23 protein-coding genes are annotated in these 24537 nt (G+C 41.9%); 10 read left to right on the plus strand and 13 right to left on the minus strand.

Features of this window, described 5'->3' with window-relative positions; all coding sequences use genetic code 11:
- Positions 1 to 143 precede the first annotated feature (143 nt).
- From folM to folX, 3 genes are all read right to left on the minus strand, one after another.
- Positions 144 to 872: a dihydromonapterin reductase gene (folM, locus tag EGC86_RS02245; RefSeq protein WP_123776500.1), complete on the minus strand. Its 729-nt coding sequence runs from the start codon at positions 870 to 872 to the stop codon at positions 144 to 146.
- 269 nt (positions 873 to 1141) lie between these two features.
- Positions 1142 to 1810 carry a GTP cyclohydrolase I FolE gene (gene folE / locus EGC86_RS02250; protein ID WP_102036080.1) on the minus strand — a complete coding sequence of 223 codons (669 nt, stop codon included), beginning with the start codon at positions 1808 to 1810 and terminating at the stop codon, positions 1142 to 1144.
- Between the two features lie 26 nt (positions 1811 to 1836).
- Positions 1837 to 2199, minus strand: coding sequence for a dihydroneopterin triphosphate 2'-epimerase (gene folX, locus EGC86_RS02255; protein WP_011638602.1), 363 nt, complete (start codon positions 2197 to 2199; stop codon positions 1837 to 1839).
- Between the two features lie 191 nt (positions 2200 to 2390).
- Between folX and EGC86_RS02260 the strand changes: the two genes are divergently transcribed.
- Complete coding sequence (locus EGC86_RS02260; protein WP_059745580.1) at positions 2391 to 2780, plus strand: thiol-disulfide oxidoreductase DCC family protein; 390 nt, start codon at positions 2391 to 2393, stop codon at positions 2778 to 2780.
- 11 nt (positions 2781 to 2791) lie between these two features.
- Positions 2792 to 3676: an SDR family NAD(P)-dependent oxidoreductase gene (locus EGC86_RS02265; protein ID WP_059745579.1), complete on the plus strand. Its 885-nt coding sequence runs from the start codon at positions 2792 to 2794 to the stop codon at positions 3674 to 3676.
- A gap of 72 nt (positions 3677 to 3748) precedes the next feature.
- On the opposite strand, the gene mdh is transcribed toward EGC86_RS02265, so the two are convergent.
- Entirely contained in the window at positions 3749 to 4684 is a 936-nt protein-coding gene (gene mdh / locus EGC86_RS02270) for a malate dehydrogenase (RefSeq protein ID WP_011638612.1), read from the minus strand.
- Positions 4685 to 5215: 531 nt separating this feature from the next.
- Here mdh and EGC86_RS02275 point away from each other — a divergent pair.
- Complete coding sequence (locus tag EGC86_RS02275; RefSeq protein WP_123776501.1) at positions 5216 to 5665, plus strand: GNAT family N-acetyltransferase; 450 nt, start codon at positions 5216 to 5218, stop codon at positions 5663 to 5665.
- A 94-nt stretch (positions 5666 to 5759) separates the two neighbouring features.
- Here the strand turns inward: EGC86_RS02275 and EGC86_RS02280 are convergent, their stop codons facing one another.
- Both EGC86_RS02280 and EGC86_RS02285 read right to left on the minus strand, forming a co-directional pair.
- Positions 5760 to 6548: a ribonuclease H family protein gene (locus EGC86_RS02280; RefSeq protein ID WP_123776502.1), complete on the minus strand. Its 789-nt coding sequence runs from the start codon at positions 6546 to 6548 to the stop codon at positions 5760 to 5762.
- A 174-nt stretch (positions 6549 to 6722) separates the two neighbouring features.
- Positions 6723 to 7526, minus strand: a complete 804-nt coding sequence (locus EGC86_RS02285) for a DUF4097 family beta strand repeat-containing protein (protein ID WP_123776503.1) — start codon at positions 7524 to 7526, stop codon at positions 6723 to 6725.
- 277 nt (positions 7527 to 7803) lie between these two features.
- Here EGC86_RS02285 and yjjX point away from each other — a divergent pair, with 277 nt between their 5' ends.
- Entirely contained in the window at positions 7804 to 8376 is a 573-nt protein-coding gene (gene yjjX, locus EGC86_RS02290) for an inosine/xanthosine triphosphatase (protein ID WP_123776504.1), read from the plus strand.
- The gene (locus tag EGC86_RS02295; protein ID WP_011638617.1) at positions 8369 to 8890 is read left to right on the plus strand and encodes a GNAT family N-acetyltransferase; all 522 of its coding nucleotides are present in this window, start codon (positions 8369 to 8371) and stop codon (positions 8888 to 8890) included. Before yjjX ends, EGC86_RS02295 begins: the two co-directional genes overlap by 8 nt.
- A gap of 75 nt (positions 8891 to 8965) precedes the next feature.
- Here the strand turns inward: EGC86_RS02295 and EGC86_RS02300 are convergent, their stop codons facing one another.
- Positions 8966 to 10918 (minus strand): ankyrin repeat domain-containing protein, encoded by a 1953-nt coding sequence (locus tag EGC86_RS02300; RefSeq protein ID WP_123776505.1) that lies wholly within the window; start codon positions 10916 to 10918, stop codon positions 8966 to 8968.
- 180 nt (positions 10919 to 11098) lie between these two features.
- Here EGC86_RS02300 and EGC86_RS02305 point away from each other — a divergent pair, with 180 nt between their 5' ends.
- The 4 genes from EGC86_RS02305 (at position 11099) to EGC86_RS02320 (ending at position 15243) form a co-directional block, all read left to right on the plus strand.
- Positions 11099 to 12139, plus strand: coding sequence for an NADP(H)-dependent aldo-keto reductase (locus EGC86_RS02305; RefSeq protein ID WP_123776506.1), 1041 nt, complete (start codon positions 11099 to 11101; stop codon positions 12137 to 12139).
- Positions 12140 to 12238: 99 nt separating this feature from the next.
- Entirely contained in the window at positions 12239 to 13528 is a 1290-nt protein-coding gene (locus EGC86_RS02310) for an aminotransferase class V-fold PLP-dependent enzyme (protein WP_123776507.1), read from the plus strand.
- A 65-nt stretch (positions 13529 to 13593) separates the two neighbouring features.
- Positions 13594 to 14049, plus strand: a complete 456-nt coding sequence (locus tag EGC86_RS02315) for a SufE family protein (protein WP_011638621.1) — start codon at positions 13594 to 13596, stop codon at positions 14047 to 14049.
- A 27-nt stretch (positions 14050 to 14076) separates the two neighbouring features.
- Positions 14077 to 15243, plus strand: coding sequence for a membrane dipeptidase (locus tag EGC86_RS02320; protein ID WP_123776508.1), 1167 nt, complete (start codon positions 14077 to 14079; stop codon positions 15241 to 15243).
- Positions 15244 to 15392: 149 nt separating this feature from the next.
- Here the strand turns inward: EGC86_RS02320 and cysC are convergent, their stop codons facing one another.
- From cysC to cobA, 5 genes are read right to left on the minus strand one after another with little or no spacing between them, the layout of a single operon-like run.
- Positions 15393 to 16016 carry an adenylyl-sulfate kinase gene (cysC, locus tag EGC86_RS02325; protein WP_123776509.1) on the minus strand — a complete coding sequence of 208 codons (624 nt, stop codon included), beginning with the start codon at positions 16014 to 16016 and terminating at the stop codon, positions 15393 to 15395.
- A gap of 45 nt (positions 16017 to 16061) precedes the next feature.
- Complete coding sequence (locus EGC86_RS02330) at positions 16062 to 17786, minus strand: SLC13 family permease (RefSeq protein WP_011638624.1); 1725 nt, start codon at positions 17784 to 17786, stop codon at positions 16062 to 16064.
- Between the two features lie 3 nt (positions 17787 to 17789).
- Complete coding sequence (gene cysN / locus EGC86_RS02335) at positions 17790 to 19232, minus strand: sulfate adenylyltransferase subunit CysN (RefSeq protein WP_123776510.1); 1443 nt, start codon at positions 19230 to 19232, stop codon at positions 17790 to 17792.
- Positions 19233 to 19292: 60 nt separating this feature from the next.
- Complete coding sequence (cysD, locus tag EGC86_RS02340) at positions 19293 to 20201, minus strand: sulfate adenylyltransferase subunit CysD (protein ID WP_123776511.1); 909 nt, start codon at positions 20199 to 20201, stop codon at positions 19293 to 19295.
- A 53-nt stretch (positions 20202 to 20254) separates the two neighbouring features.
- Positions 20255 to 21073, minus strand: a complete 819-nt coding sequence (cobA, locus tag EGC86_RS02345; RefSeq protein WP_123776512.1) for a uroporphyrinogen-III C-methyltransferase — start codon at positions 21071 to 21073, stop codon at positions 20255 to 20257.
- Positions 21074 to 21357: 284 nt separating this feature from the next.
- Between cobA and EGC86_RS02350 the strand changes: the two genes are divergently transcribed.
- Entirely contained in the window at positions 21358 to 22248 is an 891-nt protein-coding gene (locus EGC86_RS02350; RefSeq protein ID WP_041413199.1) for a phospholipase A, read from the plus strand.
- Between the two features lie 163 nt (positions 22249 to 22411).
- On the opposite strand, the gene EGC86_RS02355 is transcribed toward EGC86_RS02350, so the two are convergent.
- Positions 22412 to 24136, minus strand: coding sequence for a hypothetical protein (locus EGC86_RS02355; protein ID WP_123776513.1), 1725 nt, complete (start codon positions 24134 to 24136; stop codon positions 22412 to 22414).
- Positions 24137 to 24537 lie beyond the last annotated feature (401 nt).

The raw sequence follows: 24537 nt of genomic DNA on the forward strand, positions 1-24537 counted from the left end.
TTTTCTGCAGACATAGTGACTTCCTTTCGATAATAGCGAGTGTGGATACTGATTAATATCCACACTAACAATTAGCCATCTAGAAGTCTATAGCAAATTAACGTCAACATTGCCCCGCACATTAGCGCTTGGCGTTGTATGGATTATTTTAAATGCCTGCCGCCATCAACGGCGTAGCTGCGGCCGGTAACATAATGGCTGGTGTGCAAGTAGTCGACTAAAGCAATAATCTCCGCATTACCAGCTTCTTTGGGCAATATGGCTTTAGCCAACGCTTTGGCTTTGTATGTCTCGCCGTCATCTTCATTAAATAAAATCATCGCAGGAGCAATGGAGTTCACTTTGACATGTGGGGCTAATAAACTGGCAAATGACAGTGTCATATTATGCAATGCTGCTTTACTGGCGGCGTAGGCGATGTGCTTTTTACTGCCCTTTTCGGCAACGTAATCGGTAATGTGAATAATGTTACTGGCACCAATACTGTCGTCATTGCTTTTAGCGGCGCTAATCAGTAATGGCGCTAAGGCGAGATTGATTTGATACGGTGCTGATACGTGAATTTGCATCATCCGCATCATCGTATCGGCAGGGCTTAAGCCGCTGTTATCGGGTAACCAGTCTGACGCATTATGAATAATGGTATCGACGCGAGCATGATGCTCATTGATGTGAATAATTAATCCATCAATAGATGCTGGATCGGTTAAGTCGCATGAATGTAAACTCGCGCCCAACTTACCGAGCTGTTCAATGCTGTCATAATGAGTGCGATAAGTGCCAATGACATGATGACCTTGAGCCAAATAATATTTGGCCAGTGCATAACCTATGCGTTTACCTACGCCAGTGATCAGTATTGTACGTTCCATAATGCTCTCTTTATTTAAGCTCAGATACATTGAGCTTTTATCATAATTAAATTAGATGGTTATCTCAAAGCAAACCATTCAAATCTGACTAAAAGCCATCCTAGCGCGTAATAATGACAATCGATAGTGTTTATAAAAAATGACCTCACGATGTGAAGTCATTATTAAAAATCATGCTGTGGCGCTATCGATCCCGAGTTCAGGCTAGCTATGCCTAAACGTTATGCTAAACGTTATGCTAAAAGTTATGCTAAAAGTTATGCTAAAAGTTATGCTAAAAATTCGGCTCGGCTAGCAGGATTGGCCTTAAAGCAGCCGCCAAGTGCAGTGGTTTGTGTGCTTGACGAGGTGTCCATAATGCCACGAGATTTTACGCAGTAATGGGTGGCGTTAATGCTCACTGCAACATCATCGGTCGCCAACAACGTTTGCAGCGCGACTAAAATCTGCTGAGTTAAGCGCTCTTGCACTTGTGGACGCTGAGCAAAAAATCGCACGATGCGGTTAATTTTCGATAAGCCGATAATGTTATCTTTGGGAATATATGCCACTTTGGCGAAACCATCGATAGTAATAAAGTGATGCTCGCAAGTGCTCACAACACTGATATTGCTAATTTTTACCATCTCTTCAACACCCATCTTATTATCGATTTGAGTGATTTTTGGAAAATTAGCATAATCGAGACCCGAGAAAATTTCGTTAACGTACATTTTGGCAATGCGGTGCGGAGTTTCGGCTAAGCTGTCATCGGTTAAATCTAGCCCTAACGTCGACACAACTTCGGTCATTAAGCCTTTAATGCGCTGGTATTTTTGCTCGCTGGTCATGTCACTTGGCACTAACGGTGTTTCAAGGCCATGGGCGACTAACGCTTGTTGTACTTTTAATGCTTCTGCAGACAACTCTGCGCGAGTTATGTCATTAATGGTCGTCATAATAACATCCTTAAATAATAGGTTGGCTAGCTTTGGTATTCTAAAGATAACGACACTGAATCAGCGAAACGCAATGCATGAGGCTTATCAATGGTGACTCTGGCCAGGGTAACGGTTGGGTGCTCACGACAAATATCTAATACGTCGGCAACCAATTTTTCCAGTAATAAAAAACGGCCTTCTTCGACATGCTGAATCACTTTTTTGGTGATTACTTTGTAGTTTAGCGCATCGGCAACATCGTCGGTTTGAAACGATCGATCGGCTGGATAATGGATCTCGATATTGATCACCACGTCTTGCTGCTTTTCGCGTTCGTCTTGGTTAAACCCAATAAACGTACGTAAGCGTAAATTGGTGACCTTAATAATGGCTTGGCTTAATGGCATTATTGAGCCCTTGTGAATTGTTTTGATGATATACGCCAAGATGCAATAAAAAGATCATAAACCTCGGTAATTTGTGTGTAATCGCGATCATGGAAACAAATGTAAACTGACTTGGAGTTTGGGGCGTACAATAGTCAATATAAGCATTAAAAATGTGTGTTTAGTAAGCATTGGCATAAAAGAGGTAAATAATGGAACTGACTATTTTTTACGATGGCACCTGCCCACTGTGCCTCAATGAAATGAAGCAATTAAAGCATCATGACAATTTAAACCGCATCGGCCTTGAAGACATTAACGCTGCTGATATTAATCTGCGTTTTCCTGATTTAGATGTAGTGCACGCCAATACGGTGCTACATGGATTACAAGCTGATGGTAGCTGGCTGTATGGTTTAGATGTTACAGCTAAAGCTTGGGGCTTAACCGGTAAACATGGTTGGATAAAGTTATTACGTTTACCGCTGATTAAACCTGTTGCTGACCTCGCGTATTTGGCCTTTGCCCGTAATCGTTACCGTATATCTTATTTGCTTACAGGTCAAAAACGCTGTGATAACGGTAACTGTAAAATAAAGTAAGGGCAAAGTGCATGAGCGATTCAACGACAACAGAAACCATTATTGTGATTGGCGCGTCATCGCTAATTGCCCAAGCTTTTATTACCAAAACCTTTACTCACCAAGCCTATACTGATCAAGCAGTTATTCAGCAAGCATCAAGCCAGCAGTCAAACAGGCATGATACTTCGCCGCTACAAATCATTACGGTTAGCCGCCAAAATAAATTGATACTACATGATCTTACGGACAATATTAGCCATCATCATTTCAGCTGTGATTATCAGCAAGCCTCAATAGAACAATGTGTTACCAATATAGCGGCCATTGCAGGCAAAGTGACACGAATAGTGATGTGTAATGGTATTTTGCACAGTAAAAACCCGCAAAGCGCTGATTCAACTTTAGGGCCTCATTCGGCTAAAGATTCAACATTAATGCCAGAGAAACGCATTGAGGATATTGATGCACTATCGTTAGAACAGTTGTTTTATGCCAACAGTATTGTGCCTATGTTATGGCTAAGCGCCCTCACCTCATTATTGTCACTACCGCGTCATAAAGTCACTGGTGAACAAAAATGTGTGATCAGCATATTAAGTGCCCGAGTAGGCAGCATTTCAGATAATCGCCTCGGCGGCTGGTATGGCTACCGTGCGTCAAAAGCCGCATTAAACATGCTAATCAAAACCACTGCGGTTGAATATGCCAGACGCCTTAAACGAGTTAAACTCATTGCGTTTCACCCCGGTACTACTGACACTCCATTATCAAAACCCTTTCAGGCTAATGTACCCGCAGGCAAGCTTTTTACCCCAGAATTTGTCGCCAGCCAGCTGTATAACATCATGGCCAATATTGAGCCCAACGGCGAAGCCAGTTACTTAGATTGGCAAGGCAAAGAGATTAGTTGGTAAAAAAGAACCTATTTTAAAACCAAAAAAACGCGAAGCCTTGGCTTCGCGTTTTTTAGAGCATCGACCTGTTAATTACTTAACAAATTCAACGCCTAATTTGATGTCACCTTTAAGAGTGTCTAACATTGCATCGCGAGCGTTAGCTTCGAATGCGCTGATTTCACCGTAAGGTAATACTTTTTCTACGCCGTTTTTGCCAAGTAGGATTGGCTGTGCGAAGAATGTAGCGTGCTCACTGCCGCCGTCAACATAAGCACACTCAACAACGTTAGCTTCGCCTTGTAGACCACGTACCAATGATAAACCAAAGCGACATGCAGCTTGGCCCATTGATAATGTTGCGCTACCGCCACCGGCTTTAGCTTCAACAACTTCAGTACCCGCGTTTTGAATGCGAGTTGTCATTGCTGCTACTTCTTCGTCAGTGAAAGTAACACCTTCAACTTGAGAAAGTAGTGGAAGAATAGTCACACCGCTGTGTCCGCCAATCACGTTAACTTTAACATCAGCAACGTTTAAGCCTTTAAGCTCAGCGATGAAGGTTTCGCTACGGATAACGTCAAGTGTTGTGATACCGAATAAACGGTTTTTGTCATAAACACCGGCATTTTTTAATACTTCAGCAGCAATCGCTACAGTCGTGTTAACTGGGTTAGTAATAATACCCACTAATGCTTTAGGGCAAGTTACAGCCACTTTTTCCATTAGGTTACGCACGATACCAGCGTTGATGTTGAATAGATCTGAACGATCCATACCAGGCTTACGCGCAACACCAGCAGACATTAACACTACGTCTGCGCCAACTAATGCATCAGTAGGATCTTGACCAGCAAAACCTTTTACTTCTACGTCTGTTGGGATGTGACTTAAGTCAACCGCAACACCAGGAGTAACAGGAGCGATGTCATATAGAGACAACTTTGAGCCCGCAGGCAGTTGAGTTTTTAACAGTAAAGCTAGAGCCTGGCCAATACCACCAGCAGCACCCAATACAGCAACTTTCATAATTATCTCCATCAATTTATGCAGTTTGTGACATAGATCTAAATCGTCGTGGCGTCACATTACTGCATCGTCACAATAATTTCAATTATACGTTAGTGGAGGACCGTAAATAAGTAAGCCCTGATCCACGCACAGACTGGCGTAACGCCGAGTATTAGCAGCATTAATCCGTGTAAAAGTACGGCAAACAACATCGGTAATAGGATTATTTTTCGCCTTTTTTATACTGAAAAAACCAACATTTGAGAGTTTTTATATTGAACAAATATGACACAGCTGTTTTATTGTGAAGTTGTAATCACGCTATCAAGCGGGTTAAGCAATATGGGTATGTTTGTTTTAGGCACTGAAATGTTGATTGAGTATTGTTGAGTTTTACCGTTATTGAATTTGGTCTTTCACCCGACTAAACTGCCATAAATATTGTAACACTCACTTATTTCGTACACATTTTCTGACGCAACAAACCAATACTTTTATTGAGTGTCGCGTTATGATATTCACAGTTCATCCTATAAAAACGAGAAAAACATGACAATAAGAATTGGCCAACATGCCGACCTACAAGCCCTAGTTCAGTTTAACCAAGCCATGGCAATGGAAACCGAAAACCTTTCATTAGACACTGAGCAATTAACTCGCGGTGTTGAAGGACTGCTTACCCATCCTGAACGTGGGGTATATTTAGTCGCCGAAGTTGACGGTGAGATTACCGGTTCGTTAATGGTCACCTATGAGTGGAGTGACTGGCGCGCGAGTAATTATTACTGGATCCAGAGTGTGTATATCCGTCCACAGAATCGTCGTCAGGGTATTTATGGCAAGCTTTATCAAGCGGTAAAAGACTTAGCAGCAGAAAACGGTGGCACCGCCAGTTTCCGTTTGTATGTTGAACATGACAATAAAATTGCCCAAAAAACCTATGAATCATTAGGGATGGAGCAAAGCCATTATTTAATGTACGAAGAAAATACTAAGTAATCGTAAGTCACACATACAAAAGCCGGAATAATCCGGCTTTTTTGTGTTTCTGTTTTAAAGAATTTAACGCGCTCAGCAGAGATTACGACAATAACTAGCCTGTTCGCAACGCGAGAATTTTACTGATATCCAGTGGCGCACTAAATTGACTAAACCCTTTGTGTTGTTTATCAATCGCATGAATCGACATTCTGTCTGCCAGCTCGTTACCTTCAATACCTATATGGGCCGCGACATGCTGAAGCACGATATCGTCTTTCATTGCATCGTATAACTCATGTGCTTGCTTGATGATCTCCAGATTGGCGATTTCACCGGTTTTTCGGGTCCAGCTTTTGGCTTTCCAACCATATGCCCACTCACAAACACATTTAATCGAATACTGTGAGTCACTCATGATTTGCACTGTTTCACCCGCGTCTAGGACCTTTTTAGCCACAATCAATGCTTGATGCAGTGCATTGAGCTCGGCGGTATTATTGGTGCCATTAGGATTAAACAAACCAAACCATAATTCGGCTAACTCGCCTTTGCGGTATATCGCCATCCCTGAACCCGCTTTACCTGGGTTGGGTTCGCAACCTCCGTCGGTGTAAATAACCACATCAAATTGGCTTAACACAGCTTGATTAGCGCTAAGAGTCTTGGTTGATGTTCCAGCCCCTGCAGCCTTTGTCGATGAACGACCAGCCGCTTTAGCTGGCACACTTTTGCCTATGCTGCTTGCAGGAGATTTAGCAAATGCAACTTTGGCTTCTGCTTCTGTAGCAAAGGATTTGAACTTGGCTTGCGGATATTTATCAACTGAACGCTTGGTAACATCCCAGCTGGTAAAAATACCCGTTTCTCGACCGGCCCATACTACGTAAAACTTCTTTGCCATGATTAACTCTTACTTCAACAATGCTAACTTCACTAATAACGTGCCTGCATCATGCCATGATTAAACTTGGCTTTGAAACAAAAAAGCATGTTGCGTGCCGCAGTTGCAGTTAACTTGAACATCTTGACCAAATAAGCTTAAGTTTGATTTACCTGAGCTTAATGTGGCTGAGCATCAGTCTAGGGTTAGTGGGCCATCGATATTTTGATAATCGACACTACCAGACCCAGAATTAACAATGGTCAAACCTTTGGTGTTAGCCACATCAATGCCACCGGAACCATCATTTATCTTAACCAATCCGGAGACTTGATTAACCTTGATTGAACCCGAACCATCTTCAATACTCACATCACCAATAACATGGTTAATGCGAATGGAGCCCGAACCATCTTGCAACTCAATCGCGCCTTTAGCCTCGCTAATATTAATAGAGCCTGAGCCATCAACTAATACCAATTTGCCAATGTGGTTCATCACAATACTGCCAGAGCCATCGATCAACTCAATATCCGCACTAACATCATCTATTTGGATGGGCCCTGAACCGTCTTTAATATTCAATGCGAGCGCCGCTGGTACTTCTACCAATAAATCAATATAAGGTGATTCACCGAAATAGTGATCACTGTGTATTTCTGATAATAAATAGCCCTTATCACCTTTTCGGGTCAAGCTGAGCTTAATTTCGATGTCATCTTGATCCAATGATTGGGTGTAAATATCGGCATGTACGCTAACTTCTTTTAAGCCTTCAACCCCGACAATTGTTAACTTGCCGGCGCCAGTATTGGCGACTAACTCAGTTAATGATCCAGCATCAAGATTTAATTGCTGTTTTACTAAGTTAAGATTTGTATTGTTTTGCTCTGACGATGACGTAAATACAGACTCGGCTTCGCTTTGCGAAGCGCCAAATAGGGTGGCACCTAGAATAAGCCCGACCGTGACACTAATGGTTGCGATACGAATAGACATAAGATTAATTCCTTTTATGAGAATAAAAATAAGCTTAGCCCACTAAACAGATGTTATTAACAAAGTTAACTGATGTTTGTATGAGTTAGCGGCAATTAACAATCATTTAGCAGGTTTCATACCAACTAAACAAAATCTTTATTTACAACAAGTTACAATTATCAGTACTAAAATTAACTACGTCATCAAACCCCAAATGGTTAAAATCCCTTACAATGTGGTTAACTTCACTACTGTGCCCAACATGGTTAACTCAAACAAATAAGAACATAACCCTATGCCAACTTTTACTGCGATACCACAAACGTTAACTATCATTGTTGGTTCAACCAACCCAGTTAAAATCAATGCTGCAAAACAGGCTATTGGACAATATTTCCCTGATGTTCATATTGATTGTACTGGCATGCATGCACCATCACTGGTGGCAGACCAACCCATGACCGAAGCAGAAACTAAATTGGGTGCCATCAACCGAGCTCAATTTTGCCAAGCCAATGCAAAAGTAGTCGATCAACATGCTGACTTTTATGTGGCAATGGAAGGCGGAGTCGATCAGTTTGATCACAGCCCAGCCACCTTTGCTTACATGGCCATTATCCATAACAGCACATTATCTGTTGGTCGTAGCGCTAACTTGCCGTTGCCACAGTCAATTTTTAACGCTTTACAAGCAGGTGAAGAACTTGGCAAAGTAATGGACCGAGTATTTAACACTCATAATATTAAACAAAAAGGTGGCGCGATTGGCTTGCTCACTCGAGGTTTAGCCACCCGCGAAAGCATTTATACCCAAGCATTAGTGCTGGCAATGGCTCCTTTTATCAATGCGGAATTATTTAATGACTGAAAATCAGCAAGCAAATGCAACCAAAGACAACTTGCAAGCACCCTTGATTAGAACATTACAAGCACATGACGATGCCGCATTAGCAGCGGTTATTCGTGAAGTGTCTGCAGAATATGGGTTAACCCCAGATAAAGGCTTTAGCGTAGCCGATAAAACCCTCGACTGTTTAAGTGAGGTATATCAAGCTGAAGGTTCACAATACTGGGTGATTGAGTATCAAGGCAAAGTGGTTGGCGGCGCTGGAATTGCGCCGTTAGCAAAAAATGACGGCGTATGTGAATTACAAAAAATGTATTTCTCTCGTGCTATACGTGGTCAAGGTATGGCGAAGCCATTAACCCGTCAGTGTATTGAGTTCGCCAAGCAACAAGGCTATCAATCAATGTATTTAGAAACCACGGCAGTGCTAGTTGAAGCACTAGCACTCTATGAAAAACTGGGCTTTAGTCACTGTCAGCATTTAGGCGAAACCGGCCACGATGCCTGTGAAATCGCGATGATAAAAGCGCTGTAGTGTTACAAGCTGAGTAAGAGGAGGAGCTTAGCTCTCCTTCTCATCTCGTTTAATGCTTGATTAACTTTTGATTAACTATATCCCACATATACTCAGAGGTAACGCGTTGTCATCAACAACCTTGAGCTGCGGATAGGCACTGATAATTTGTTGATAAACATCGGGGTATTTTACCTTTATCAAACCCATTCGACGTAAATGAAACTCATCGATTTTAGGTTGGTAGCGCATTAACAAATCCACTTTTTCAACGGCATCTTCTGGCTTAAATTGCCAAGGTTCAATACTTAATGCGACATGTAAGGGATCGAGCCCTTTACTTAACTGTGGGTCTGTATCATTAATGATAAAGGGAAACTTATCATCAACTAATCGCTTGATAATATCTACATTACCTTTAACTACTGCATAAAAAAGTAAGGTTTTCCCTCTATAATCATGCCCGTGTAAATCATAACTAGACTCTTCTAACCCTGTTAGAAAGTCAGCAGAAAACATTCGGTCATTAAAGTCAAAATATTGTATTGGGTCAACAAACAACTCACTGTTAAATAAGTCATCGTAAAAATGGCTATCGAATTCTAGTGCCTGACTAAAAACCCAATTTTTATTCGCGTCAGTTAATGGTTTAGCCAATATCGAGTCGATAAAATCAATGACTTTACCTTCACTCAATAAACGAAATATAGGATCTAGATTGGAGATAAATTGTTGTCTACGCTGATAATCACCAACCCGTTTTAGCATACAATCCACTAGACTAGGGTCAACCTTAGCAAGCTGCTCAATAGTTTTATCAGGGTTATCGGTGTAAGTTTTATCAGCCTGCCCAATAAGAAGATATGCATCTTTAGGTTGCCACTTTGCATTAACCTTATCTATTGTATTACGGCACTGTGGCAGTACCTTTGCTAAATCCGACACCTTCAAGGCTTTTTCTGTATAGGCTTGTTGTTGCGCGAGTAATTCAAGTAACAATGGATGCTCATCGCTTATGCTAAGTTCATCACGTGCGCCAATTTGGAGTAAATCGAGCCCATATTGTTGCTGTATTAATGCTATCTCAGCAGGCTCAAACCGATAATATTGTCTAGGAAAGAAACCTTCAACTAAACTACTGTCTTGCTGATTAAAGCGTGCATTGGCTTGTTTGCCTTGTAATTGCTGCACTATAGCTGCCGCATCGGGCTTATTGGCATCGCCCACCATTAAACGGCTAAGAGCCCATTCCATTGACGAGCCCATATAGGCATCTTTGCTAGGCTCTACACCTCGTTTAAATAAATAACTAACAACCTCAGCTCGCGAAGCATCAATAGCATAATCGAGTACTGAAATCGTATCGAGTTTATCAAATCCGACGGAAGCATTAAGATTATCAATATGTGCAAGGAGCGAAATGATAGTTTGGTTCGAGACGTGTTCATCGAGCATCAACGCAGCAGCATCATCAATAGAGGGTGGGGTTGTGATAAAAACGGATTGTTGCTCTGTAGCTGATAAGCTCGATAGATTTTCAAACTCGGGGGCCGGCACTTTCTTTGACATTTTGATTCCAGCAAAAAAACCGCTTAGTTCATGCCCTTGTTTAATCAGTTCTTGTTTAACATCCTTGGTAGCCTTTTGATTAAATTGAGCTAACGTAGAATCTTTTCGTAACTGCTCTACCCTAAACATCACGGCAAAATTAGAATTTAATAGTTTGTCAATCACCATGGTGACGTCATCTAAACTGTAATCATTGAGATATTTGTCCCAGCTAAGGTAATGATCACGAGCCCAATTACCACTGTGTTTATCATTATTTTGCAGCAGTTTTTTACAGACGGCAAAATTGGTAACCGCAATAGCTGTAGCATCGGTTTCTTGGACGGGCTCAGAAGGAGTTTGAATTTGATTATCTAGTGTTTTACTTGCCGGAGATGGCGTCGATGCAATCGGATCGGCTAACTGTTGGTTAAAATACAACCAGCCGGTCAAAGCCACAAATAAAATGACCACTAATACAATCCACAATCGAAACTTCATAACAATCCTTTGATAACAACTCCCATTAGCGAAAACATATCACAGTTATATGAGATAACCTCATGAACAAGTGATTTTGAATACTTTTCAAGCAGTCTTACGGCAAGTGTCTTATAGCGCTTTGCAACGATGCAAAAGCTTGGTAGCCTCAGATTAAGCACATTCCATAGGAGGATGATCATGGAATATCAACGTATCGCGCATTCTAACCTTGAGGTGAGTAAAATCTGCCTCGGCACCATGACTTGGGGAGAACAAAATACTCAAGCCGACGCTTTTGCTCAACTCGATTATGCTATTGGTCAAGGCGTTAACTTTATTGATACCGCTGAAATGTACCCGGTTCCACCTAAAGTTGAAACCCAGGGTGAAACCGAACGCATCATTGGTAACTACCTCAAAGCGCAAGGTAATCGCGACAATTTAGTGATTGCCACTAAAGTGGCTGCGCCTGGTGGTAAAGGTGATTACATCCGTAAAGATATGGCTCTGGACTGGCGCAACATCCATCAAGCCGTTGATGACTCATTAGCGCGCTTACAAATCGATACTATCGATTTGTATCAAGTGCACTGGCCAGATAGAAACACCAATTTCTTCGGCGAAATGATGTATGAACACGATGAAGAAGAGCACTACACGCCTATTTTAGATACCCTTGAAGCCTTAGCAGAAATCATTAAGCAAGGTAAAGTGCGTTATATCGGCATTTCTAATGAAACCCCTTGGGGCTTTATGAAATACCTTAAATTAGCTGAAAAGCACGATTTACCACGTATTATTAGTGTGCAAAATCCTTACAACTTGCTTAATCGCAGCTACGAAATCGCCATGTCTGAAATCAGTTATCGTGAAGAAGTGCCATTATTAGCTTATTCGCCGTTAGCCTTTGGTGCCTTAACCGGTAAATACGAAAATAATCAGTGGCCTGAAGGCGCACGTTTAACGGTATTTAAACGCTTTGCCCGCTACAACAGTACCCCAATGGCACTGGAAGCGACGCAAGCTTATATCGATTTGGCCCGTGAGTTTGGTTTATCTCCCACCGAAATGGCCCTAGCGTTTGTAAATAGCCGCAAATTTGTCGCCGCTAACATTATTGGAGCCACCGATTTACATCAATTAAAGCAAAACATCGACAGTCATAAAGTCAGCTTATCTGCTGAGTTGATGGGCAGAATTAACGAGTTATCGGCGTTATATCGTTTCCCTTGTCCGTAAGATCGCGTCATTAGGCTTATTGCCACAAAGCCTTGCATTAGGCAACAAGATCACTGAAGATCTTGATGCCTTTTCTTTTTAATACAGAAACCCTTATTTATGAAGCCTGCATTGTCATTATCGTCTGCTGTTTTATTTGATCATCAAGCATTGCGCGATCAATTCCCGGCGCTTAAACAGACCATTGGCGATCATCCTTTGTGCTACTTAGACACCGCAGCAACGAGCCAAAAACCGCAAGCGGTGATTGATGCAATGACCGAGTACTATCAACTCAATAATGCCAATGTGCACCGTGCGGCGCATCAATTATCAGCAAGGGCAACTCAGCAATATGAAGCGGTTAGGCAACAAGTGGCTGAATTTATCCACGCCCAGCGTCAAGACGAAATCATTTTTACCCACGGCACCACAGAATCGATCAATATGGTGGCCTACGGACTGACTTCACAGATCAAGCCAAATGATGTGATATTAATTGATACCGCAGCCCACCACGCCAATATTGTTCCTTGGCAGGAGCTGGCAAAGCGCACCGGCGCGGTGATCAAACCGATCCCGCTGACAACAAACGCGCAACTGGATATAACCGCTTTTGATCAATTATTAGCCCTAAAACCTAAAGTGGTTACCCTATGCCATGTGTCAAATGCCTTGGGCACATTAAACCCAGTCAATGAGCTAGTCGCAAAAGCCAAAGCCGTCGGCGCACTAACCTTGGTTGATGGCGCTCAGGCCATTGCCCATTTGCCTGTTGATGTACAACTAATTGATTGTGACTTTTATGTGTTTTCAGGCCATAAAATGTATGGGCCAACAGGGGTGGGAGTTTTATATGGTCGATATACAGAGCTCGATAAATTAACCCCAATGCTCACTGGCGGCGAGATGATCAAAACAGTGAGTTTTGAGCAGACTGAGTTTGGTGCGTTACCAAATCGCCTTGAAGCTGGTACGCCCGCAATCGCAGAAGTGATTGGCCTAGGGGCTGCCATTCATTTTTTACAGCAATTGCCACGCGAGCAAATACTTGCACATGAACAACAATTGCTGCGCTATTTACAGCAGCAACTGCAACAACTTGGCGCTATCGAATTATATGGTATTGCCAATGATAAACACTCTGGCGATAAGCACTGCGCTGATGGTCAACGCCATAATATTGGTGCTGTGGCTTTTAATCTGCAAGGTGAACATCACCAAGATGTGGGGATTTTACTCGACCAACAAGCTGTAGCCGTTCGTTGTGGTCATCATTGCGCTATGCCGCTAATGACCAGCCTTAATTTAGGCGGCTGTTGCCGTGCATCAATAGGCATCTATACTAATAAGCAAGATGTTGATCAATTTATTCATGCACTTAATACTGTAAAAGGGTTATTGTTATAGTGTTAAAGTACAACACGCTGATCCAGATACATCTATTATCTACAGCCGAGGTTAATTGAACTACCATGTTAAACCCAAGCACCGCACCTTCACCGCAGTTATTTTCGCCTTTATCGGATGAATTAGTTGAAGCAGTTAACCTCATTGAGCAAGCCAATAACTGGCAAGATAAATACCGCCAGATAATGTTATTGGGAAAATTATTACCGCCTCTCGCGCCGGAATTTAAACAGGCGGATGCACAAGTTAAAGGCTGTGAAAGCCAAGCATGGCTGTACCATTACACACTAAATGGCCGACATTTTTATCTGGCCGATAGCGATGCACGTATTGTAAAAGGCTTAATTGGATTGTTACTGGTCGCCTGCCAAGGTAAAACCACCGAGCAAATACAACAATTTGATGTAAAACAGTATTTTGACCGTCTCGGATTAAGCGGCCAATTAAGTCCATCTCGTACCAATGGTTTAACTGCGTTAGCGCAAGCCATCGTTGCCTATACACAAGATGTTGGTACCTGAAACACCTGCCAACCCTAAGGAATAATAATGACCCAAAAAGTCTGTAACCAAGCTCGCCGTCATATCTTAAAAGGCCTTGGAGCAGCCACATTATTAAGCCCTTTAAGCTCATTTCCTGCATGGGCAGCTAAACCACGTCGTTTATACATTGATGGTTTATCATTTTTACCGACCGACATCAATGACGTAAAAGCCTCAAAACTCGACGCTTTTATCGCCGATATCTCGGCGATTGAAACCATTGAACAAGCTGATGGCACTAAAAATTACAAACGCACTTATGAAGCCTGCATCAACAGTATTACCCAAGCGGCTAATTCAGTAAAAGCCAATCCAGACGTGTATCTGCAAGGGCTTACAGGAACTGACATTAGTAAAGCTAAAACGCAGCAACAAACCGCGGTGTTTTTTCAAATTCAAGGCGCTGATTGTGTTGAAAATGACGGTTTAAGTAATGAATGGCAACAACTAGATAATTTGCATCAACAGGGTTTACGGGTAATGCAGCTGACACACCATTATGGTAATCGTTATGCCGGTGGTGCATTCGATAATAATGGCTTAAATAGTTTAAATACCCCATTAACCGCCGCTGGGCGAGAGCTCATAACAGAGCTTAATCGGAAAAACATTCTTATCGATGTGAGTCACTCAAGCGCCCAAACGGCACTTGATGCAGTAAAAGCCAGCCAGTCTCCGGTAGTGCTAAGTCATGGTGCTGCGCGCGCTATTGTCAACAATGCCCGTTGTTCACCCGATGAAGTTATCCGTGCCATTGGCGATAACGGCGGAGTATTTGGGGTGTTCATGATGAGTTTTTGGCTCACCAACAAGCCAATTCCAACGATAGAAGACTACATAAAGCAACTTGCTTATATTTCTAAAGTGGGCGGCTTTGATTGCGTAGCCATCGCCAATGATTTCCCACTGCGTGGTCAAGAAAACCTATTAGCGTTAGATAACAATAATAGCGAAGGGATAAAAGAGTACCTTGAGTGGTGGCACAGCTTAGAAGACAAAAATGTATTAGGTTTTGACGTTGAACCTAAGCATGTAGTGATTCCAAAGCTCAACAGTATCGACCGCATGAGCCGCATCGACGATGCCTTGAAAAAAGCCCGTTTCAAATCTACCGATCGCGATCGTTTTATGGGTGAAAACTGGCAAAGAGTGCTCAAACAAGTATTGGTATAATCGATCACAAATGCTCAGTGTTTAAGCGCTTGCAGCAACAGAGACTCAATAATAAAAAAGGGCTGATGTTATATAACACATCAGCCCTTTTATTCTTCTCGATTTAGATATCGATTTGGTTATCAATTTAATTGCCGATTTAGTGCCGTTTAAATCCCTGCACCAGCAATTTCTCTTGGTGGATTAAGCACATCAATCGCTTTTAAGTAGGCCAGTAAACCATGTACCTGAGTATCAAGATCACCTTTGCTGGTATCAATGGTTAACTCTGCTGATTCTGGCACTTCGTAAGGTGATGAAATACCGGTAAAGTTAGTAATTTCTCCCTTGCGAGCTTTAGCGTACAAGCCTTTCGGGTCTCGCGATTCACACAAACTCAATGGTGTAGACACATGGACTTCAACAAACTGACCTTGTGGAAATAATGCTCGGACGCGATCACGTTCTTCACGTGTTGGTGAGATAAATGCCGACAGCACCACTAAACCTGAATCAACCATTAACTTAGCCACTTCACCAACACGACGTAAGTTTTCATCGCGATCTTCAAGGCTAAAGCCTAAGTCTTTACACAGACCATGACGAACATTATCACCATCAAGTAAATAGGTATGGAAACCATGCTCAAATAACGCCCGTTCTAATGCGCCTGCGAGGGTTGATTTACCCGAGCCAGATAATCCAGTAAACCATAACAATACTGGGTTTTGGCCTTTTTGGGCACCACGGGCAGCTTGGTCAATGGCATGTTGATGCCAAACAATATTACTCATCACTACTCCTATCGAATGGTTGTTACACCACACTAAAATTCTTTGTTAAAACGGGAAGAAATACGGGATCGAAAAAATAACCACTAATGAATATACGATGGATAACGGTAAACCTAAGCGCACAAAATCGCTGAATTTATAATTACCGGCATTAAATACCATGAGATTAGTTTGATAGCCGTAAGGCGAAATAAAACTCGCGCTTGCACCAAATACCACCGCCATAATAAACGGCCGAGGATCGACACCAAAACTGGTCGCGACCGCATAAGCCACCGGGAACGCCAGTGCTGCAGCAGCGTTGTTAGTTATCAACTCGGTGACAATTAACGTAATCAGATAAATCCCAACAAAGGCGGCAAACACACCATAGCCATTAAATACACTCAATAAAGTTTGCGCCATGACGTCTGCTAGGCCGGTTGTGACCATTAAGTTAGCTAAGCCTAAGGCACTGCCTACAATCACCACCAGTTCTAAGGGGAAGCGACGTTTAAGCTCACTTAAGGTTATCGCGCCAATCGCCACGTAACTGAGTAATAATAAAACTAAGCCTTTGGCTAAAGGTAATACATCAAAAATGCTGGCCAAAATGGTTAATGCAAATCCAACAAGCACCCAGTTACCGCGTTTTTCATCTAAACGAACGCTTAAATCTAAGCCGCTAACTGCAGCAAAGTCGCTGGTTAAATTAGGGCTCTTAGAAAAACGATCGCCAGGCGTGAGCAGTAACACATCACCGGGTTGTAGCACCACATCGCCTAGTCCGCCTTTTAACGGAATATGACCACGACGAATAGCCATTACGGCTGCATCAAAGACTTCACGAAAACGCGAATCTTTTAAGGTTGTACCAACTAAACTTGATGATGGCGCTAAAACCGCTTCAACCAAATTTTGGCCTTTAGCATGCTGCTTACCAAACCACTCTAAACCATCAAACTGATGCAATAGCTCAACCGACTCAACCGCGCCACTAAAACGCAAAACGTCATCGGCTTGCAGCACCATTTGTGGTGGCACAGGGCAAATACGTATACCGCTGCGTTCTAATTCAACTAAGTAGAGTTTTTTAAGTGCGCGCAAACGGTTATCAATGACACTTTTACCCACTAAAGTAGAGGTTTTAGCAACATGGGCTTCCAATAGATAAGGCAATGCTTCATCTTCGGACTCTTCACGTCTATCGGGTAAAAAATTAGCCATTATGGTCAACACGACTAAACCACTTATGACAACTAATGCACCAACTTGTGAAAACTCAAAAAATCCCAGAGGTTCAAGGCCAGCATTTTCAACAAATGAGTTAACAATCAAATTGGTAGAAGTGCCAATGAGCGTAAGCGTACCACCGAGGATTGCAGCATAGTTTAATGGCAACAATAACTTAGAAGGAGCATGCGCTTGATTACGACGCACAACGCCAATTAACGATGCTACAACAGCTGTATTATTGGTAAACGACGACAACAACGCCGTCGATATACCTAACTTAGCCAGGGTAGAAAATAACGAGCCTTTCCCTATCACTTGGCTTAATTTGCCCAGTAATGAGGTTTTCTCGAGAGCTGTGGCAGCCAGCACCAACAGCACCAAAGTGATTAGTCCGTTATTAGTAAAGCTGCCAAGGGCTACATTTAAATCAACTAGCCCGAGGATATAACAAAGTAATGAAGCGAAGAAAAACATGGCGGCCGGTGTTGCAAGCCCAGCAAGAAGTCCACCGACCAGTGCTAACAAGATAATCGCTAACAACCATATTTCGCTCATTATTTATTTTCCAAGCACGCTAATATCGCGAGCATTCCAATGCGGGAAATGCTTACGCACTAACGCATTAAACTCGACTTCAAATGCACTAAACTCAGTGTTGGTTTGCTTATCGCCTTGATGTCCACTGACAACCATGGCCGCTGCAACGGTAGCATTAGATAATCTGTCGATTAAAATCATCCCGCCAGTATCACGTACCAAGCTGTAAGCGTCTAACACAATCGATTCAGTTAAATCTAACTTTACTCGGGCAATGGTATTTAAACTTAATGAGCTTGCAGCACTGCGCTCAAGCGTGTTCACATCAGTAATATATTCAATTTCGCTCACGACGGCTTGAGTTTTCTTACCCGCGACTTTCACATCATATAATTGACCGATCTGTAATGGTTTTTCATCCATCCACACCATATCAGCAACAATATGGTTAGCAACTTCTGGTGCAGTAGCTGGGTGAGCCAATAAATCACCGCGTGAAATATCAATCTCATCTTCAAGGGTTATGGTAATGGCTTGGCCTGCTACGGCTTCTTGCAAATCACCATCAAAAGTCACAATACGCTCGATTTTACTGCGTTTTCCTGATGGCAATGCAACTAACTCATCGCCCACTTTAATGATTCCTGACGCTAATGTGCCAGAGAAACCTCGAAAATCTAAGTTAGGACGTAATACGTATTGCACAGGGAAACGCACCGGTAGATCGCTCAGTTCGCGCTGGGTATCAATAGTTTCAAGTAGTTCAAGTAATGTGCCACCTTTATACCAATCACACTGCGTACTGCGGTTAACCACGTTGTCGCCATTTAAGGCAGATAACGGCACATAGTGAATATCTAAATCGCCAAAATCTTTAACAAATTCAGTAAAGTCTGTTTGAATTTTTTCAAATACAGTTTGGTCAAAACCGACCAAATCCATCTTATTCACGGCAACAACAAAGTGACGTAAACCTAATAATGATGCAATAAAGGCATGGCGTTTAGTTTGGGTTTGGACACCATAACGTGCATCAACCAAAATAACCGCTAAGTCACAGGTAGATGCGCCCGTTGCCATGTTACGAGTATATTGTTCATGACCAGGAGTATCAGCAATGATGAACTTACGTTTTTCACTAGAGAAATAACGATAAGCCACGTCAATAGTAATACCTTGCTCACGCTCAGCTTGTAAACCATCGACCAATAACGCAAGGTCAATGGCTTCACCTGTAGTGCCCATCTTCGCGCTGTCACTTTTTAGACTCGCTAACTGATCTTCATAGATTTGCGCGCTGTCATGCAGTAAACGTCCAATTAAGGTACTTTTACCATCATCAACACTGCCACAAGTTAAAAAACGCAGTAAGCCTTTGTTTTGTTGTAAGGCTAAATATTCTTTTACACCGTGCAGCTGGATCTCGGCTGCCATACGGTCGGTATTGTTTTTTGCTTGGTCCATAATCTTTCTCACTCAAATTCGTTCGCATGCTGGGTTGATAAAACAACCATGTTCAATTGTTTAGAAATAGCCTTGACGCTTTTTCTGCTCCATTGACGCACTTTGGTCAGAATCAATTAAGCGACCTTGACGTTCACTTGAACGAGTTAACAGCATCTCTTCAATAATTTTTTCTAAGGTGTCGGCTTCTGAAGGCATCGCCGCCGTTAGCGGATAACAACCTAGGGTTCTAAAACGAACCCGTTCAACCGATTCAACATCACCTTCTTCTAACGGCATACGGTCATCATCTTTCATGATGAGCTGACCACCTTTGTTTACTACTGTACGAGGGGCTGCAAAATATAACGGTACGATTTCAATATTTTCTTGATAGATGTACTGCCAAATATCGATCTCAGTCCAGTTAGATAAAGGGAACACTCGAATGCTCTCGCCTTTATTGACCGCGCCATTATAGGTGCGCCATAACTCTGGACGTTGGTTTTTAGGGTCCCAACGATGGTGCTTATCACGGAACGAATATATCCGCTCTTTGGCACGAGACTTTTCTTCGTCACGTCGTGCGCCACCAAAAGCCGCATCAAAACCATATTGATTTAAGGCTTGTTTTAACCCTTGGGTTTTCATAATGTCAGTGTGCTTGGCACTGCCATGAGTAAATGGGCCAACACCTTGTTCAACACCTTCCTGATTAGTATGAGTCAGTAACTCAAAACCAAACGCCTTGGCTTGTGCATCACGAAAGGCAATCATCTCTTTGAATTTCCAACCCGTATCGACATGTAATAACGGAAATGGAATTTTACCCGGGTAAAAAGCTTTGCGCGCAAGATGCAGCATCACCGATGAATCTTTACCTATCGAATACATCATGACAGGATTACCAAACTCAGCTGCTACTTCACGGATAATCTGGATGCTTTCGGCTTCCAGTTGTTGTAAATGGCTTAACGAACGGCCTGCCATGATGATTCTCCATTACCTAATATTGCTGCAGAGCAGCGGGTTAAATTATTCGACTACAGCGCTTTAGCGACTGTGTCTAAATCTGTTTTTTGTTGCGCATTGACGGGATCAAACCAATTTAAGCTGTCAGTTAATTCAACAACCTCACCAATAATCATCAGCGCAGGCATCTGTAAAGCAGGATCTGCGGCTAATTGAGCCAGCTCGCCTAATTTACCAATAAACCGCTGTTGTGATGACGTGGTCGCGTTAGACACAATGGCCACTGGCGTATCAGCACTGCGGCCTGCGTTGATTAAACCATCACTAATAATATTGGCATTTAATATGCCCATATACACTACTAAAGTATTGTTAGTGTTAGCATAACCCTGCCAATCCATAGGGCGACTCGCTAACTGACAATGACCCGTGATAAAGGTGACACCCTGGGCATAATCACGATGCGTTAGCGGGATACCTGCATAAGCGGAAGTACCACTGGCAGCGGTAATACCTGGGACTACTTCAAAAGCAATACCGGCAGCCACTAAAGTTTGTAGCTCTTCGCCGCCGCGGCCAAAAATAAACGGGTCGCCGCCTTTTAAACGCACAACATTTTTACGGGTATATGCTTTAGTCACCAATAGCTGATTAATTTCATCTTGAGCTGCGCTGTGTTTACCTGCGCGCTTACCCACAGCAATTTTTTCAGCGTTACTGGGGATCAAATCTAAAATGTCTTGGCTGACTAATGCGTCATATAACACTGCATCGGCTTGTTTAAGAATGCGATAGGCTTTTAGTGTTAGTAGTTCAACGTCGCCAGGACCGGCGCCGACTAACCACACTTTGCCTTTGGCTTGTTGCCCTGGCATAGATACTAACTCCATCACATTTACCTCAAGATATTTGACCATGTTCAAATATAGCGTTTTCTATATTCCATATACAATAGTTAATAGTTAGTTTTTATAACTAAATAGCATATAAAAAAATTTGTTCGCGATTTAATCTATTTGACATGCCAATACGTATAGAATGCCGCATTGAAATGAAAAGAATTGTTAACTTAATTCGACAAAGCTCTGGCAATTGATAACAATGAACACCGTAAAATGCTGATACTAAGAATTACACTAAAATTAAACCTATAATTATGCTTATGGATGATGCAATGATAAAAAGCACTCAATATCTTGGACTCTCGCTATTATTACTTGGCTTTAGCACCCTCGCCCTTGCAGAAGACTCATTAGTTGATCAGCGGGTCAAAAGAGAATTAGCCACATCAGAAAAACCCTTTGTTCTGACTCCACACAAAGCCAATTACTTATTGCCTGTTACTTATCAAACAAGAACAAACTCGTTGCCATTTGAGGTTAAATATCCAGATGAAGACGTCAATATCGACAAGCTAGAAGCAAAGTTTCAAATCAGTTTTAAATTCCCGGTTTGGTATAACGTGTTTGGCGATAATGGACATTTGTTTTTTGCTTATACCAATCAATCGTATTGGCAAGTTTATAATAAAGATGCGTCATCTCCCTTTCGTGAAACCAATCACGAACCTGAAGTGTTCATGCTATTTAACAACGACTGGAAAATTGGTGGATTTACTAACTCGTTTTTAGGTTTTGGGGCTGTGCACCAATCTAACGGGCAAACTACACAATTATCAAGAAGTTGGAATCGAATATACGGCAGTGCGGTATTTGACAAAGGTCCATTCGCATTAGGACTTAAAGTCTGGTGGCGTATTCCTGAAGATGAAAAAGAAGATATTAATTCACCAGATGGCGATGATAATCCAGATATTAATCGCTACATGGGTAACTTTGAATTAACAGGCGTGTATGGCTTAGATGAGCACCGTTTTACAATGCTGTTACGCAATAACTTAAGCAGCACAAATCGTGGGGCGGTTGAATTCACCTGGAGTTACCCTATCATCGGTAATCTACGTATATATACTCAGTATTTTAACGGGTATGGTGAAAGCTTAATTGATTATAACCATCATAATCAACGAATTGGTATTGGTATTGCGTTAAATGACATCCTGTAAGTAGGGCAATTAGTGTCTTTAATTTGCGTAAAGAATTAGCGTCAAGAATTAACATCAACAATTAGCTGTTAACGCTTAAACGTCATGCGTGAGACATAAAAAAGGTGACCATTTGGTCACCTTTTTTAGTTTCGTTAACGTCGTACTAGTAGCGTTAATGAAATTATTTAGCACTCGCTTTAGAATTTACTTTAGAACCAATTACTAAGCCCTTATCCGTAAAGTCTACCGACATCTGTAAACGCATGTCGTAGTCTTTTAACATCAGTAATTCTTCTGGCATTGGTTCGCCACTCATTTCTGCCATATCGACTAACGGAGCAAACATTTTTTGGTAATCAACAGACAAGTCAAAGAAACCATTAGATTCAAGTGATTGCTTATACATCAAATCAGCTAACTCTGTACCTCTGTCGCCAGTATAAGCAACTAAATGGCTACCTTTAATGGCTAACTTTGCACGAACCCCAAATTCAGGTGGCAACATTAACATAGGGGTAATATCGACTGGATCGCCATTATCTTTCAAGTCCACTTCTGCAAGCGGCGGGTAAAACGGCTTCATCATATCAACTAACATCATCGGTTTTTCAGCCGACACACTAATTAATGCGTCTAGTTTTTCAAAACTAGCTTGGCCATTTTTCTCAGTTAGCTTGTAATCAGCTAATGTCACGCTAATGCCTTTAACACCATTAGCCATACCCGTCATCATGCCAAGCATAGCTGGATTTAACTCACTTAACTCTGATTGCATTTGAGCCAATGCAGCACATTGATATTGCGGTGTTTGTAAATCTTTCCACACTTCGTTCAGTGCTGGTGCGAGTTGATTAACATCAATGCCTAATGAAAATGACAAGATATTGTCGTGACCGTTACTGGCAAATGATGGCACAAAACCACGCATTTTATTCAATGCAGACAAAATCACTTGGTTGTTACTTTCAAGCACAACAGCGGCATCAATAGTACTTTCGTCGCGAGTAATAGAGTATGAATTTAACCCCATTACACTGCGCGGCCAATTAGCAGCAATAGCATTTAATTCAGTTTGACACACTGGTGTTTTCATTTCTGCAAATGGATCTTCACCCTGAATTTCAATCATTTTGGTCATTTGCTTGGCCAGCATATTACCGTCTGTCGATGTTAACCCTTTAACCAATTCAACATGATTAATAAAGCTAATACTGTCTTGCATAAAACCATGAGTCTTAGCGATGTCTTGCAACATGGTGGTTTCGCTAATTGGATGGTCAACTTTCTTTTCACCCAATGCGGTTTCAAGCAACTCAGGTTGATTAAATGACGTATTCAATGTCACGGTTAACCAGCCATCTTTAACAGAAAATACAATCTCAGCGTGCTCTTTCTCATCAACATCAGTCAATGTATAACCGCGATATTCAACAGAACCAGATTTTCCCATTGTATGAGTTAAGCCACTTTCCTGCTCAGCGCGATCTAATTCCGCCCAAAATGCTGCAGGATTGCTGATCTCAACTTTCATTACCGGCAATGCACCTAAGGTATAAAAATAACTCTTAATTGAATCAGGTAAGCCGTATGTTGATAGTAAGGTTTCAGGCTCTGGCAACACGGTCATGTATTGCTTATATAAACTGATAAAAAAGCGCTCTTGAGCTGAAGAGCTATCATCTAGCGACAGCATTTTATCCAGATCATAAGCTTGGTAATTACCTGCAATGCTATACAGATAATCTTTTAACGGAAATGGAACTAACTGCCCAGAAAACGCTAATGTATCAGCTGGGACATAGTCCAACATAGGATCGTTCTTAACGACTGACGTCCCTTGTTGCGACAGAAAGTATCCACCAGCACCAACAGCCAATACCACAGCAGCAATTGCCATTTTATTCATCTATAAACTCCAATTTATATTATTGTTAACTCTTCCTTGAAATGAGTTAGCGTTTAAACATTTATTATCTTTTTGGGATAAGCATTATCGATTTCACCGATAAACTGCGGATTAATTTAGCATTAAATGTTAATCAGCGCATTAGATGTTGCCTTTTGGGGTGATATTTATGCAGAAAACGGCACCAATAAAACACCAATAACATCAAAAAGGCAGCTTATTATCCAACGAGCTTAGAAAGGGAATTTGATGAGCGTAGAGATGAGATGCAAAAAGGATTAAGCAGGAAATAAATCAAACATTTGATTCCCGATAACTCGAACTACTGAGTTATCGGGAACAACCTGATAGATTGCTTATACGCTAACAAGTCAATCAATGTGCTCGAGGATGCGAGCGAA

Source organism: Shewanella frigidimarina (genome assembly GCF_003797125.1).
Lineage (GTDB): Bacteria > Pseudomonadota > Gammaproteobacteria > Enterobacterales > Shewanellaceae > Shewanella > Shewanella frigidimarina.

Bases quoted from the DNA above. Each gene is read 5' to 3' on its own strand.
- folM (WP_123776500.1), bottom strand. From the start codon at position 872: ATGGAACGTACAATACTGATCACTGGCGTAGGTAAACGCATAGGTTAT.
- folE (WP_102036080.1), bottom strand. From the start codon at position 1,810: ATGACGACCATTAATGACATAACTCGCGCAGAGTTGTCTGCAGAAGCA.
- folX (WP_011638602.1), bottom strand. From the start codon at position 2,199: ATGCCATTAAGCCAAGCCATTATTAAGGTCACCAATTTACGCTTACGT.
- EGC86_RS02260 (WP_059745580.1), top strand. From the start codon at position 2,391: ATGGAACTGACTATTTTTTACGATGGCACCTGCCCACTGTGCCTCAAT.
- EGC86_RS02265 (WP_059745579.1), top strand. From the start codon at position 2,792: ATGAGCGATTCAACGACAACAGAAACCATTATTGTGATTGGCGCGTCA.
- mdh (WP_011638612.1), bottom strand. From the start codon at position 4,684: ATGAAAGTTGCTGTATTGGGTGCTGCTGGTGGTATTGGCCAGGCTCTA.
- EGC86_RS02275 (WP_123776501.1), top strand. From the start codon at position 5,216: ATGACAATAAGAATTGGCCAACATGCCGACCTACAAGCCCTAGTTCAG.
- EGC86_RS02280 (WP_123776502.1), bottom strand. From the start codon at position 6,548: ATGGCAAAGAAGTTTTACGTAGTATGGGCCGGTCGAGAAACGGGTATT.
- EGC86_RS02285 (WP_123776503.1), bottom strand. From the start codon at position 7,526: ATGTCTATTCGTATCGCAACCATTAGTGTCACGGTCGGGCTTATTCTA.
- yjjX (WP_123776504.1), top strand. From the start codon at position 7,804: ATGCCAACTTTTACTGCGATACCACAAACGTTAACTATCATTGTTGGT.
- EGC86_RS02295 (WP_011638617.1), top strand. From the start codon at position 8,369: ATGACTGAAAATCAGCAAGCAAATGCAACCAAAGACAACTTGCAAGCA.
- EGC86_RS02300 (WP_123776505.1), bottom strand. From the start codon at position 10,918: ATGAAGTTTCGATTGTGGATTGTATTAGTGGTCATTTTATTTGTGGCT.
- EGC86_RS02305 (WP_123776506.1), top strand. From the start codon at position 11,099: ATGGAATATCAACGTATCGCGCATTCTAACCTTGAGGTGAGTAAAATC.
- EGC86_RS02310 (WP_123776507.1), top strand. From the start codon at position 12,239: ATGAAGCCTGCATTGTCATTATCGTCTGCTGTTTTATTTGATCATCAA.
- EGC86_RS02315 (WP_011638621.1), top strand. From the start codon at position 13,594: ATGTTAAACCCAAGCACCGCACCTTCACCGCAGTTATTTTCGCCTTTA.
- EGC86_RS02320 (WP_123776508.1), top strand. From the start codon at position 14,077: ATGACCCAAAAAGTCTGTAACCAAGCTCGCCGTCATATCTTAAAAGGC.
- cysC (WP_123776509.1), bottom strand. From the start codon at position 16,016: ATGAGTAATATTGTTTGGCATCAACATGCCATTGACCAAGCTGCCCGT.
- EGC86_RS02330 (WP_011638624.1), bottom strand. From the start codon at position 17,786: ATGAGCGAAATATGGTTGTTAGCGATTATCTTGTTAGCACTGGTCGGT.
- cysN (WP_123776510.1), bottom strand. From the start codon at position 19,232: ATGGACCAAGCAAAAAACAATACCGACCGTATGGCAGCCGAGATCCAG.
- cysD (WP_123776511.1), bottom strand. From the start codon at position 20,201: ATGGCAGGCCGTTCGTTAAGCCATTTACAACAACTGGAAGCCGAAAGC.
- cobA (WP_123776512.1), bottom strand. From the start codon at position 21,073: ATGGAGTTAGTATCTATGCCAGGGCAACAAGCCAAAGGCAAAGTGTGG.
- EGC86_RS02350 (WP_041413199.1), top strand. From the start codon at position 21,358: ATGATAAAAAGCACTCAATATCTTGGACTCTCGCTATTATTACTTGGC.
- EGC86_RS02355 (WP_123776513.1), bottom strand. From the start codon at position 24,136: ATGAATAAAATGGCAATTGCTGCTGTGGTATTGGCTGTTGGTGCTGGT.